This window comes from Flavobacterium sp. M31R6 (assembly GCF_013284035.1).
Taxonomy (GTDB): domain Bacteria; phylum Bacteroidota; class Bacteroidia; order Flavobacteriales; family Flavobacteriaceae; genus Flavobacterium.
Genome location: NZ_CP054141.1, coordinates 2,200,710 through 2,214,622, shown reverse-complemented (window position 1 = coordinate 2,214,622; position 13,913 = coordinate 2,200,710). Strand labels below are relative to the sequence as shown.

The following is a 13,913-nucleotide window of genomic DNA, read 5'->3' as shown; positions in this document are numbered from 1 at the left end:
AATAATTAGTCTAATTTATTGATGTAATAATTGGGATATTTGCTTGCAACAAAGGTAAACTGATTTTTCGGCAATGTCTGATTTGTTTTAAAAGAATTAACCGTCAATGTTGTTTTCGTTCCCTTTTTGGCAATTTCTATTACATTGTAAATATTGTTGGTTTTAGAATCAATACCCACCAAAATCTCTTTTCTTTGATCTTTCGCATTGGTAGGAGTCAGTTTTATGTATTGTATTTTTTTACCGCTTACATTCTGGGCAATATCCATTGAGAATTTATAACCCGTATTAAAGAAAGTCAGCATTTTTGATGGTGTGATAGCCGAATCGTCTTTCTCATCCACTTTCGAAATAGTGATTTCTTCATCTTCAGGAACAATAGTATAATTCTTTTTACCGTCAAAAATCTTGGTGATTCCCATAAAATTCAACACATACTGATTCCCTTTCATCACCACGGTTCCTTTACTGTCCTGATTGATATTTTCCTTGGCATTGTTCAAAGAATATTTAAAATCGATTGTAATATTCTCGTAGCTTTTTACTTTGGCAGTTACTTTATCCAGTAAATCTTTTGCTTTTTTATCTTGTGCCTGAGTCGTAAATCCTATAAAAAAGGCAACCAAAAGTCCCATCACCATTTTCACTCCCATTTTGTTTTGTAATCTCATTTGTTCTGTGTTTTGTTGTATGCTTATTAATGATTTTTTGTACGTAATTGAATATTGAAATCACTTGGGCGTGCCCCCATTGAGAAAAGGGGCTTACTGATAGCAACGCTTACAAAGCCCCTTTCCTCAACGGCGTCGGGCTATCCGCGTTACTTCGGTAACTAGCTTCTATCCCTCACGCATCCGTGCAATATCATATTTGGTGCAAATGTAAAGACCTAAAAAATGAAAAGCATCTAAAAAAAAGCTAAATTTCTGTTATCAACGCTCTTTTGTAATATTGAAAAAATTTATAAATTGAAAGATTGAAAGATTTAAAAGTCTAATTATCCAAAATCTGCAACCTAAATTCTTTTATCTTTATTCTTTTATCTTTATTCTTTTATCTTTATTCTGAAATCTGCATTCTAATATTCTAACTTTCATTATTAAAAAACTGATCCAACCCCGTCATATCCTGTATGTTCACGCTTCTGGCTTTACTTCCTTCAAAAGGACCAACAATTCCGGCAGCTTCCAGTTGATCAATCAATCGCCCTGCCCTATTGTAACCCAGTTTCAGTTTGCGTTGCAATAACGAAGCCGATCCCTGTTGTGCATTTACAATTACTTCAGCTGCTTCTCTAAACAAAGTATCTCTTTCAGAAATGTCCATTTCCAAACTAATTCCTCCATCTTCTCCTACGAATTCAGGAAGTAAATAAGCAGTGGCATACGCTTTTTGTGACCCAATAAATTCGGTTATTTTTTCTACTTCTGGAGTATCAATAAAGGCGCACTGTACACGAACCACATCATTTCCGTTCGTATATAACATATCTCCCCGTCCTATCAATTGATCCGCACCCTGTGTATCCAAGATTGTTCTGGAGTCTATTTTGGAGGTTACCCTAAAAGCAATTCTCGCAGGAAAGTTGGCTTTTATCAAACCTGTAATTACATTCACCGACGGTCTTTGTGTCGCAATAATCAAGTGAATACCGATAGCACGGGCTAACTGTGCCAAACGCGCAATAGGTACTTCAACCTCCTTACCGGCTGTCATAATCAAATCGGCAAACTCATCGACTACCAATACGATATAAGGCAAAAATCGATGTCCATTCTCTGGATTTAATTTTCTTCCCTTGAATTTTTCGTTGTACTCCTTGATGTTTCTCACCATCGCATCTTTCAATAGCGAATAACGGTTGTCCATTTCCACACAAAGTGAATTCAATGTGGCAACAACTTTAGCATTATCAGTGATAATGGCATCTTCGGTATCGGGTAATTTAGCTAGGTAATGTCTTTCGATTTTATTGAAAAGCGTAAGCTCTACTTTTTTCGGGTCAACCAATACGAATTTTACTTCGGCTGGGTGTTTTTTGTATAAAAGCGAAGTCAAAACTGCATTCAATCCTACCGATTTCCCCTGTCCGGTAGCACCTGCCATCAATAAGTGGGGCATTTTGGCCAAGTCAACCACAAAAGTTTCGTTCGAAATAGTTTTTCCAAGAGCAATAGGCAATTCCATTTCCGCTTCTTGGAATTTAGCGGAACCAATAACGCTTTTCATCGAAACCATCGTTGGATTCTTGTTCGGAACCTCGATACCGATAGTTCCTTTTCCTGGAATTGGAGCAATAATACGAATCCCTAATGCCGAAAGTGACAAGGCAATATCGTCTTCCAAACTCTTAATTTTGGAAATACGAATTCCCGCTTCGGGTACAATTTCATATAAAGTTACGGATGGACCAACAGTCGCTTTGATTTGTGCTATTTCTATCTTGTAATTGCGAAGGGTATCAACAATTTTATTTTTGTTTTCTTCCAGTTCTTCCTGGTTGATGGTAATACCACCAGTCGAATATTCTTTTAATAAATCAATGGTTGGAAATTTGTAATTCGATAAATCCAAAGTAGGATCAAACAAACCAAAATCCGACACCAAGCGTGAAGCCAGATTATCTTCAATAATATCTTCTTCTACTGCTTTTTCAATAACAAATGATTCTTCTTTAACAGGTGCAGCCGTTGGCAAAATTTCCATTGGAAGCGGTTTAAGAGTAGGTTCCAAATTAATTTCGGAAGCATTTGAAATTGTTGGTTTCAAAGCTTCTTTGTTGATTTCAAACTGAGATCCTGTTGTTTTCAAATGGATATCATCCAATTCTTCTTCTTCAGTTTCTTCAACTGCAAATTCCTCAAGATTATAGACACTGTCATTAGACGTCAATATTGGGCTTGTAGCCAAGTCCTCTTTAATTTCTTTTTTGGTGCTTTCAAAAAAAGATTGCACTTTTTCTGGTGATACCTGCAATTTGAAAATCAAATAAATAATCAAACCAAAAATCAGAACCAAAAGGGTTCCTGTTTTTCCGATGTAATCTTGAGAGAATAAATTCAATTCATATCCAATTGTTCCGCCCAATTCAGGCATTGAAGTGGCAAAAAAGCCAAATAGAACAGATAAAATAATAACAGCAAATAAATCCCAAAACCAAACTCCTTTTAGTTTTTTTATTGAAAGACTCAAAACCAAATACATACCGGTCAAGAAAAATAAACGCACAAATAAAAAGGAAGCAATACCAAAACCTCTGTACACGAATAAATCGGCAAGATAAGCACCAAATTTACCCAGCCAGTTTTGAACCACTTCTTTGCGGTCTGTTAATTCGGAAACAGCACTTTGATCGATTTTTCCATAGATAAAAAAGGAAACAAATGCGACTAATAAAGCGATTGAAAATAATACCAAAAGAGATCCCAAAACAATTTTGTGTTGTTTGGTGAATTCCCATGATCTTATGCCTTTAGATTCCGATTCTTTTTTTGTATCTGAAGATTCTTTTTTTGTAGATTTTGCCATTCTTGAATTTAATTGAACCTATAAAAATTTTGGAATATAAATAATTAGACCAATTGCGATTGCTGTTAATGCAGCAAAAAATACTGCTCCAGCAGCAATATCTTTTATAAAACCGATTCTTTCATGATAATTAGGGTGAATAAAATCAGCTATTTTTTCAACAGCTGTATTCAATCCTTCAATGCTCATAATTAAACCAATGGCCATCGTTTGAAAAAGCCATTCGGTAGTGGAGATATGAAAATAAAAACCGGCAATGGTCATTAAGATTCCAATTGAAAATTGAACCATAATACTGTGCTCGGTGGTAATTAATTTTACGGCACCCAGAAAAGCGAATTTTACGCTTTTCAATCGGCCCGTAAGTAATGTATTGTCTTTTTGAAATTCCATTATATACTATTAAAGTGCAGCTAAAGCGGCTTCGTAATTCGGTTCGTTTGCAATTTCACCCACTTGTTCCGTGTGAGTTACCACACCGTTCTCATCAACAACGATAATCACTCTTGAGTGCAAACCAGCCAATGGGCCGTCAACAATCTCTAAACCATTATTTTTTCCAAAAGCTCCATCTTGAAAATCAGAAAGATTCACCACATTTTCAAGTCCTTCAGCACCACAAAAACGTTTTTGGGCAAAAGGTAAATCTCTGGAAATACACAAAACAGTGGTGTTTGCTAAGTTACTTGCACTTTCGTTGAATTTTCTAACTGATGTTGCACAAGTTCCTGTATCGATACTTGGAAAAATATTTAAAACTAATTTTTTACCTGCAAAAGTGCTTAAATCAGCAACAGATAAATCGTTTTGAACTAATTTAAAATCAGCCAGTTTTGAACCAACTTTTGGTAATTCACCTGAAGTGTGTATTGGGTTTCCACCTAATGTTATAGACGCCATAATGTTTGTTTTTTTAATGAGGTTCAAAAGTAAGGATTAATATTTGAATCTAAAAGGATTTGTTTTTTTGAGTTGTGGCTTGAGAGTTCTGAAATATTATTACGTTATTTTGCACCAAAATAGTATTGACTATTATATTAATTCAGTTTCGAATTCAATGGTACCGGACAGTATCTTATGAACCGGACAAGCATTGGCTACTAAAATCAAACGCTTTTTCTGATCTTCATCAACTGTGCCCATAAACTCCAATTTTCTGGCAAAAAGCGTTTTGTCTTCCATTTCGATTAGTTCTGTTTCTACTTTTATTTCGGGTATGTCCCAGCCTTTCTTATCAATATACATCCGCAGTGTTGCCGAGGTACAGGCACTTAATGATGCCGTAAGTAATTCTTTGGGTGAAAATCCGATGTCCTTCCCTCCTTTCTCAACTGGTTCGTCAGCAATGACGGTATTTCCGGTAGGAGATTTGATTTCTATTTTAAAAGGAACTTCTTTAATATGAGCGATTACTTTTGCCATGATAATTATCTGAATTTAGGTTGTGGTAAGGGTACAAACTCGGTTTCATTGGGTACTTTTGGAAACTTTTGATCAATCCAATCCTGTTTTGCTTTTTCAATTACGGTTTTATCGGAATGAACAAAATTCCAATAGATGAAATGCTCTTCTGGAAAGGGTTCGCCTCCAAAAATATAGACTGTGCAGTTTTCGCTCATTTCAAACTGGCAAAGACTGCTTTCCTTGGCTACCAAAATTTGCTTTGATCCGTAAGTGTTGCCGTCATTTTTGATTTCGCCCTCCAAAATATACAAAGCACTTTCCCCAAACAGGTCTTTGCCAATATTCAGTATGGCTGGACTGGTACTTTTAATTTCGATTAAGTACAAAGGGCTGTAAACGGGAACAGGTGATTCTTTTCCAAAAGCTTTACCTGCAATGAGTTTTATGGAGACATTATCCTGTTGCCATTCGGGTATGTCTTTGGCTTCAATATGAAAAAAAGAAGGTTCTATATTTTCCATTGCTTTGGGCAAGGCTACCCAAATTTGCAAACCATGCAGACTTTTATCGGTAGTTCTCAAACGCTCTGGTGTTCGCTCCGAATGGACTACTCCTTTTCCTGCGGTCATCCAATTGACGGCTCCTGGCGTAATTTCCATTTCGGTGCCAAGGCTGTCCCTATGCAGTATCGCTCCCTCAAACAAATATGTAAGTGTCGATAAACCAATATGCGGATGGGGTCCGACATCTAAGTTTTGGTATTGTTTTAGTTTTGCAGGCCCCATATGATCCAAAAAAACAAAAGGCCCAACGGCACGCTTTTCACGGAAGGGTAACAATCTGCCCACTAGAAAGTTCCCTATATCGGCAGCTCTTTCTTCTATTATTAATCCAATATTTGACATAACATATTGTTTGAGAGTTTAAAATCCTTAGGAATGGAATAATGTCATTCAAAAGACAAACTAAATTAATTAAAAAAACAAAGGAATTGGGAATGAAATCAAAATATTGTTATGCAAATGGATTTGCATGAGGGATCGCAACGGCATCTCCCGATTTAGAAAAACAAGGCTTTTGCCGTAGTTTTTCTAAATCGGGAATATAGTGGAGAGCCCGACCTCGTTGCCAAAATTGATGTTAAGAAAACAAATGCTGTACAACGAGGTCATGCCCAAATTGAAACCCACCAAAGTCTTGCAACTCTTTCACAAGAATCTGTAACTTATTAGAAGATTATCTGCTGAGCTTTGTACTATAAATTAAAAGAAATACAAAAATGGCAACTCCTATAAATAATACATTTTATATTCCACTGGAAGATGTCGAGAGCGAACATTGTGCGATTATCGTTGATAACGGCTTGGGGAAATTAAAAAATATTGATTCCCATAAAGTGGAACTCAACAATAACAGAGCCGTGATTACGACTTCGAAACCCGAAGCATTACCGGAAGCTGTGAGTGCGATTCGGGATTTGGGTTACGGCGTGACCACGGTAAAGAAAACGGTTCCCGTTCTGGAGATGAGTTGCGCCTCGTGTGCAATTGGGGTAGAAACCGCTATACAAATACAACCTGGAATTGTTTCGGCATCAGTCAATTTTGCCACTGCAACTGTGGCGATAGAATATTTACCGAATATGATTTCTGTAGACGAAATCAAGAAAGCGGTTCAGCTGGCCGGTTATGATTTGTTTATAGAAGAGGCCAATAAAGAACAGGAATCGCTGGAAGAAATACACGAAAAAAAATTCAGCCAATTGAAATTGAAAACGCTTTGGGCGGGATTGCTTACAGTTCCTGTGGTGATCATTGGGATGTTTTTCATGGATATTCCCTACGCCAACGAAATCATGTGGGTTTTATCGACTCCTGTGGTTGTTTGGTTTGGTCAAAATTTTTACATCAATGCTTGGAAACAAGCCAAACACCGTTCGGCTAATATGGATACGTTAGTGGCTTTGGGAACAGGAGTAGCGTATGTTTTTAGTGTATTCAATACTTTATTTCCTCATTTTTGGCACGAAAGAGGATTGCACGCCCATGTTTATTTTGAAGCAGCAGCGGTAATCATTACGTTTATATTATTGGGCAAATTATTGGAAGAAAAAGCCAAAGGAAACACTTCGACTGCCATTAAAAAACTGATGGGATTACAGCCCAAAACGGTAACCATTATTACAGGTGATGAACAACAATGCACGATACCGATCGATACAGTTAAGCACGGAGATATTATTCTTGTAAAACCGGGGGAACAAATTGCGGTGGACGGTATCGTGACCAAGGGAAACTCGTACGTGGACGAAAGTATGCTGAGCGGTGAACCAATTCCACTCTTGAAAAAAGAAAACGAAAAAGTCTATGCCGGAACCATTAACCAAAAAGGAAGTTTTCAATTCCGTGCCGAGAAAGTGGGCTCCGAAACGATGTTGGCCAGCATCATCAAAATGGTTCAGGAAGCACAAGGAAGCAAAGCGCCCGTCCAAAAACTCGTAGACAAAATAGCGGGAATTTTTGTTCCAATAGTAATTGTGATTGCGATTATTGCTTTTGTTTCGTGGGTTCTTTTAGGCGGAGAAAACGGATTCTCCCAAGGTTTGATAGCTTTTGCTACCGTTTTGGTCATTGCCTGTCCGTGCGCTTTGGGCTTGGCCACTCCTACCGCGATTATGGTCGGAATTGGTAAAGGTGCAGAAAACGGAATATTGATTAAAGATGCGGTAAGTCTGGAATTGGCTCAAAAAGTGAATGCCGTTGTTCTGGACAAAACGGGTACTATTACCGAAGGCAAACCCGTTGTAACTGATTCGCATTGGATAGACGAAAGTACATTTTTAAAACAAATCTTAACAAGCATCGAAAAACAATCCGAACATCCTTTGGCGGAAGCCGTAATCAAACATTTTGATGACAATAACAGTATTTCATTGGAACATTTTGAAAGCATTACAGGGAAAGGAGTTGCAGCAAACGTAGCAGATAAAATGTATTTGGTTGGAAACAAGAAACTGTTGTTAGAAAAGAACATTAAACTTTCGGATGAACTTATTACAAAAGCCAATCAATGGAGTGCCGAATCGAAAACGGTTATCTGGTTTTCGGATGACAGCCAAGCAATAGCAATAATCGCCATTGCAGATAAAATTAAAGAAACATCTATTGAGGCTATTCAGCAATTAAAGGAATCGGGAATTGCGATTTATATGCTTACCGGCGACAATGAAGTTACGGCTTCTTCAATTGCCCAAAAAACAGGAATCACCAACTACAAAGCCGAAGTCTTGCCCGAACAAAAAGCAGCTTTCATAAAACAATTGCAAAGCGAAGGAAAAATTGTAGCGATGGTTGGAGACGGAATCAATGATAGCACTGCACTGGCTCAAGCCGATGTGAGCATTGCCATGGGAAAAGGAAGTGACATTGCTATGGATGTGGCAAAAATGACTATCATCTCGTCCGATCTTAACAAAATTCCAGAAGCCATAAAACTTTCAAAACAAACCGTTGCAACCATCAAACAAAACCTATTTTGGGCCTTGCTGTATAATGTCATCGGTATTCCGATAGCTGCGGGTATTTTGTACCCGATCAATGGATTCCTGCTGAATCCAATGATTGCCGGAGCAGCGATGGCATTGAGCAGCGTAAGTGTGGTGAGCAACAGTCTTAGATTAAAATGGAAGTGACATCGCTTAAACATGTAAGTCATATAAATTTTAAAATTCAATTATTAATCTGCTTTAAAAATAATTAGCACGCAGATTTACGCAGATCACAGATAAAAATTATCTCGGACAGTTGATTGCATCTAAGGCGCTCTTAAGGCTAATAATAAATTTACAAACTGACTAATACAAAATTTAAAACAACAATAAAATAAACGAACAATGAACACTAATTTAAACGAAAAAGAAACCACATTTCATTTCAAAACAAATATAAAATGTGGTGGTTGCGTAGCCACAGTAACTCCATTTCTAGATGCTGCAAAAGGCATTAGTCAATGGTCAGTTGACACAACAGATAATGACAAAATTCTATCCGTTACCTCCGACGGTATTTCAAAAAACGAAATTATTGATACGGTTCAAAAGGCAGGGTTTAAAATTGAAGTTTTAGATTAAAGAACCGTTTTTCTGCTATCAAAAAAAATGAACAGGTTTCGGCTCATTGGATTATAAATTAGAGGCCTCAGAGCTTCATTAGTAGCGAATTAAAAGTTGTCCCTTTATATGTTATTCACTCCTAACAACCGTACCTGTAAATCATAATTGCTTCATTATTAAAGAATAACATTACGAACATATGAAAATAATAACTACATTTAATTAATATTTACAAAAAAAATTGGTATAAAAGCAAAAAACTATCAACAGGATAAATTCTTAAATAGTAAAGCCATGAAATACTTTGCAGACATTCACAGTCATCCCACCATGAAGTCCTATGGACATAGCTTTCCATCAAAAGAAAATAGTCAAAATCCATTATCTAACAGTTCCATTTGGTATTATGATCCTCCTAATCTTTTTGAAAAACTTATTGATCTTTTAGGAGGAATTGTAAAATACCGGCAGAGCAATTTTTCGGCTATGGGTTTTGGTAACACTGGAATTGTATTTGTCTCATTATATCCAATGGAGCGGAGTTTCTTTGACAACAAGCTAAAAACGGGAGACTTCAACGATATGCTCTTGAATTTTATAACGTCAGTAGGTAAAAGCAGAATTGATTATATTCAGTCTATTACCGATTATTTTATTGATCTTGAAAATGAATACAATTACCTAAAACAGTTAGACGGCAAAACAGTTACGCTTGCGGATCGGGCAAACTATCAATATACACTTGCAAAAAGTGCAAGTCATCTAGACGCAATTCTGAATCAAGATGCTATAAATAATAAAAAAGTAAGCTCAATAGCCGTATTCATCACTATTGAAGGCGCTCATGCATTTGGAACAGGAATAAAACCAAAAACGAATCCTACCGACCCAAAACAGGTTCTTGCCAATGTAGATAAAGTCAAAAACTGGGAACATCGTCCTGTATTTATCACCCTGACGCATCACTTTTACAACGAATTATGTGGCCATGCCAAAAGTCTAACAGGAATTGTAAAAAAAGCTACAGACCAAAGCTATGGTATGAACGAAGGATTTACCCCATTAGGTCTTGTTGTCCTTGAAAAATTGCTCGACAACTCCAATAACAAAAGAATCCTAATTGACATCAAACACATGAGCAGGAAATCACGCCTTGAATATTTTAAGTTATTGGAAACAAAATATAAAAATGAAAACATCCCTATAATTGTCAGTCATGGTGCTGTAATTGGCAATGAAAAAGACAAACATTTATTTCTGCAGGAAGATATTAATTTTTATGATGATGAAATAATCAAGATAGCTGAAACCAATGGTTTGTTTGGCATACAACTCGACGAAAGACGCATCGTAGCACCGGGAGATAAGGAATTAAAAAAATCTCATGGGATGGAAAGACGAAAAGTTTTATTTCATTCATCCGTTTTAATTTGGAGGCAAATACAACATATTGCCGAATTATTGGACTCCAAAGGTCTTTTTGCTTGGGGAATTCAAAGTCTCGGCAGTGATTTTGATGGAATGATTAATCCTCTCAACGGATATTGGACAGTAGAAAACTACCCTACTCTTTCGGATTACCTCTTAATACAAGCCCATAACTACAGGAAAGACTTCCCAAACAATTTAACCCAAAGTCATAACCGTATTGATCCCGAAGAAATCGTTGACCGCATAATGGGTATTAATACGTATCAGTTTATACAGAAAAACTACCATTAACCTAAATTCTGTTATAATTTTTTGGAGCAGAAAGATTTGGCTTTTTTTAGCAGGCATGGGTCCCGCTATTCGTTGCAATCTTTTGTACCGAACACCGGCACAAAAGGATTTCCACTGCTACCGGGGCTAAAGTGAAGTATTTTGCATTTTTGCAATTATTCCAAAAAAAACTCTTAAACAACACTCTTCCTATTATCAAAAAAATGAATCGGTTTTCTGCTCATGGGGTTGAAAATAATAGGTCTTAGAACTTCATTCGTAGTGAATTCAATTTTTGGAGTGACGCGCAATTTGGCTCTAAAATGATCTTTTAATTCCTGCAGAAAAATTGGTGTGGGATCTTTTACCGCAATCTTGATCAGAATCTCATCTGTTCCCAAATCATTAGTTCCAATCTCAATGATGTAACTTTCTATAGTATCAAAATCATTCAAAACATCGTGCATTGCAGGTGGGTACAAAGTCGTTCCCTTGTATTTTATCATATGCTGTTTTCTTCCGATAACGGGGCCAACCCGCAACGTGTTTCGTCCACACAGGCAAGGATCAGTGTGCAACTGAACAATATCACCCGTTTTGAAACGAACCAAAGGCATAGCTTCAATCCCTAAAGTGGTAAAAGTTAATTCCCCTGACTCACCATTTTTTACGGGATTATTATTTTCATCCAACACTTCCACAATAATCAATTCGGGATGATGATGCCCACCTACTCCGTGTTGACATTCGGTAAAGGCGGTACTCATTTCGGTCGAAGCATAAGTAGAAAACAACTTTATTTTCCATTTATCCGATATTTTTTTGGACAGCGCATTCATCGTGAAATCTTGATTCCTAAGTGATTCACCAATACAAATAGCACCTTTAACACTGGAATTATTGAAATCAATGTTATGGTTTTCGGCATATTCAATCATTTTTAGCAAAAAGGAAGGAACCGTAATTAAATAGGTCGGTTTGTATTTTAAAATGGAATCCCATTGCAGTTCCGGAATTCCGGCACCAACACGAATAACACCAACTTTCATCTTTCGGAGACCCAAGAAATAAGCCAATCCTGCCATAAAACGGCGATCAATTGTAGTCATCAACTGCACAATATCACCTTCTTTTATACCGGCACAATCAAACGAAATGGCTTCGTTATAAGCCAGTCTGTCCAAATCACTGTCGGTTAACCCAAAAGTTACTGGATCTCCCAAAGTCCCGGAAGTGGTAGCATAATCAATAATTTTATTCGCAGGAACACATAAAAAATAATCATTGTGTTTTTGCAAATCTTCTTTGGTGGTAACCGGCAACTGAGTCAAATCCTCAATTGTTTTTATATTGGCAATATCAATATTTTTTTTAGTAAAAAGGGAACGGTAAAAAGGGGAATTGGCATTCACATAGCGCAAAAGTTCTACCAATTTATCTTCCTGAAACGATTTTATTTCGGCTGTAGTGGCAATTTCTATCTTTGGAATCATTATCGTTTTCTTTTAATTTTCTTTAAATAGTTGGTAATCTCCTCTTTTTCAGGAAGGGTACTAATTTCTTTGGTCAATGCTTTTTCAAATTGTTCTTGAGCCAAAACGTATTTTTTATTTTGATAAAAGTACAATCCTACTTTATAATAAACAACCCAATAATCTGGGTTTAAAGATTGATAATATTCAATAAAATCCGTAGGTAAATCCTCTTTATTTTTTAATAAGAGATCCATTTTTTTATCCTCAATCCGAAAACTTTCATAGTTTTGATAGGCAACTGTTTTCAGAAATGGGTCAGCGGCAATATTTCGTTTTTCATCTTCTAACGAAACTATACTGTCATTTACTTTTCTGTTTTTAAAAATGGCATTCAAATCATAACAGACAAATTCACCCAATTGATAGGGACTTGCCGATACCCAAACCAATCGTTTCGAGGGTTGAAACACAATTCCGTGATGAGCTAATAAATGGTTTAACGCTTTATCGTTCCCATATCCCAAAGGTAAATTATTTAATCCCTCTTTGTTTCGGAGTATATCAACAGCTATTTGAGGTGTTATTTTTGGATTTTCATCCAATAATTGAGTCATTCGATCAAAACGATATTGAGAATGGCTGTTTTTAATTTGTTCTTTATTTCGATCGTTTTCTTTTAAAGCATCACTTTGAAAATGATTGGAACTAACCAACTGATTACCATTTGAAACTTCAAAAACCCCTAAATTATCGGGTGCGATTTCTATCAAAACAGCTTTATTATCATTGGCACTTCCTACCATAATCGACTCGGATACAAATACTTTTTTCGTTTTAGCTATTTCAATTGCTTCATCAATAGTTCTTGCATATTGCAATATCTCCCGTGTCAATATAGAAATAGGTGTTTTGGCAATCAACGGAATTTTAGACTTACTGGCATTGATTGTCAGTGTCAACCCTTCTGCATTCATTCCTGAGCAAACGCCTATCATTCCCGGCCAGGTTACCATCATGAATGGATATCCTTCTTTTGGATTGATAAAGGCAATTATTTTGTCTTTTGCGAAAGCGTCGCCAGCATAAAAATCAAAATTTCGACCAAGTATTAAGTTCCCATCTTCCGTTTTGTTTCCCCAAGCCGCAAAAGAGGTGCATCCTACCAAAGCCAAATCCTGAACGGCATGACCTATATCATGAGCACCATGCAAATACATATCTCTTAAAAAACTGGGTGCTATATAACTTAAATCTTTTGGCGCATATTGCGAAAGTCCATAAATTTCGGTTTGATACTCATTATCAACATTCAAGTATAATTTTCGATTATACCAATTTAAAAAGCGCATCATCACATTCCTCTTAAAATTGGATGGAATCAAAACATCTACTCTATCAAAAAAAACATACTCTTGCTTTTTTAGCAAAGAATCTGTCAAACTTCCGATTGCCAAACCTCGTTCCAATGGATCGCCTTCAACATAAAGTTCCCAAAAATTTTGTTTGTTTTTTAGCAAAAAATTATTCCCAGTGCAAAAAGTGGTATTGGATTGTTTTGTAACAACAGGAATGGTGTTGTTAAAACTTGTTATTTCTGGTTGATGGTGCATAGATTTTGAAGTACCGCAAGATACGACCACAAAAGCTAAAACGATGAAAACAATATGTCGAATATGTTTCTTCATACACCTCAA

The 13,913-nt window shown here is 36.5% G+C and carries 11 protein-coding genes; 3 read left to right on the top strand and 8 right to left on the bottom strand.

Annotated features, from left to right (window positions below):
- Positions 1 to 5: 5 nt before the first annotated feature.
- The 6 genes from lolA1 to HQN62_RS09220 form a co-directional block, all read right to left on the bottom strand.
- Positions 6 to 671: an outer membrane lipoprotein periplasmic chaperone LolA1 gene (gene lolA1, locus HQN62_RS09245; protein WP_483299265.1), complete on the bottom strand. Its 666-nt coding sequence runs from the start codon at positions 669 to 671 to the stop codon at positions 6 to 8.
- A gap of 415 nt (positions 672 to 1,086) precedes the next feature.
- Positions 1,087 to 3,528: a DNA translocase FtsK gene (locus HQN62_RS09240; RefSeq protein WP_173504131.1), complete on the bottom strand. Its 2,442-nt coding sequence runs from the start codon at positions 3,526 to 3,528 to the stop codon at positions 1,087 to 1,089.
- Positions 3,529 to 3,546: 18 nt separating this feature from the next.
- Entirely contained in the window at positions 3,547 to 3,921 is a 375-nt protein-coding gene (locus HQN62_RS09235) for a diacylglycerol kinase family protein (protein ID WP_116795475.1), read from the bottom strand.
- 9 nt (positions 3,922 to 3,930) lie between these two features.
- Positions 3,931 to 4,428 carry a thiol peroxidase gene (tpx, locus tag HQN62_RS09230; protein ID WP_116795476.1) on the bottom strand — a complete coding sequence of 166 codons (498 nt, stop codon included), beginning with the start codon at positions 4,426 to 4,428 and terminating at the stop codon, positions 3,931 to 3,933.
- A gap of 132 nt (positions 4,429 to 4,560) precedes the next feature.
- Positions 4,561 to 4,950, bottom strand: a complete 390-nt coding sequence (locus tag HQN62_RS09225) for an OsmC family protein (RefSeq protein WP_173504130.1) — start codon at positions 4,948 to 4,950, stop codon at positions 4,561 to 4,563.
- A 5-nt stretch (positions 4,951 to 4,955) separates the two neighbouring features.
- Positions 4,956 to 5,837: a pirin family protein gene (locus HQN62_RS09220; protein WP_173504129.1), complete on the bottom strand. Its 882-nt coding sequence runs from the start codon at positions 5,835 to 5,837 to the stop codon at positions 4,956 to 4,958.
- A gap of 374 nt (positions 5,838 to 6,211) precedes the next feature.
- Between HQN62_RS09220 and HQN62_RS09215 the strand changes: the two genes are divergently transcribed.
- The 3 genes from HQN62_RS09215 (at position 6,212) to HQN62_RS09205 (ending at position 10,765) form a co-directional block, all read left to right on the top strand.
- Entirely contained in the window at positions 6,212 to 8,623 is a 2,412-nt protein-coding gene (locus tag HQN62_RS09215) for a heavy metal translocating P-type ATPase (protein WP_173504128.1), read from the top strand.
- Positions 8,624 to 8,824: 201 nt separating this feature from the next.
- Positions 8,825 to 9,061 (top strand): heavy-metal-associated domain-containing protein, encoded by a 237-nt coding sequence (locus HQN62_RS09210; protein ID WP_173504127.1) that lies wholly within the window; start codon positions 8,825 to 8,827, stop codon positions 9,059 to 9,061.
- Between the two features lie 276 nt (positions 9,062 to 9,337).
- The gene (locus HQN62_RS09205; protein WP_173504126.1) at positions 9,338 to 10,765 is read left to right on the top strand and encodes a membrane dipeptidase; all 1,428 of its coding nucleotides are present in this window, start codon (positions 9,338 to 9,340) and stop codon (positions 10,763 to 10,765) included.
- 173 nt (positions 10,766 to 10,938) lie between these two features.
- On the opposite strand, the gene flxY is transcribed toward HQN62_RS09205, so the two are convergent.
- A complete protein-coding gene (flxY, locus tag HQN62_RS09200; RefSeq protein WP_173504125.1) occupies positions 10,939 to 12,237 on the bottom strand; it encodes a flexirubin biosynthesis putative acyl-CoA ligase FlxY in 1,299 nt (432 codons plus the stop codon).
- The gene (locus HQN62_RS09195; RefSeq protein ID WP_173504124.1) at positions 12,237 to 13,904 is read right to left on the bottom strand and encodes a C45 family autoproteolytic acyltransferase/hydrolase; all 1,668 of its coding nucleotides are present in this window, start codon (positions 13,902 to 13,904) and stop codon (positions 12,237 to 12,239) included. The genes flxY and HQN62_RS09195 overlap by 1 nt, the downstream gene beginning before the upstream one ends.
- Between the last annotated feature and the right edge of the window lie 9 nt (positions 13,905 to 13,913).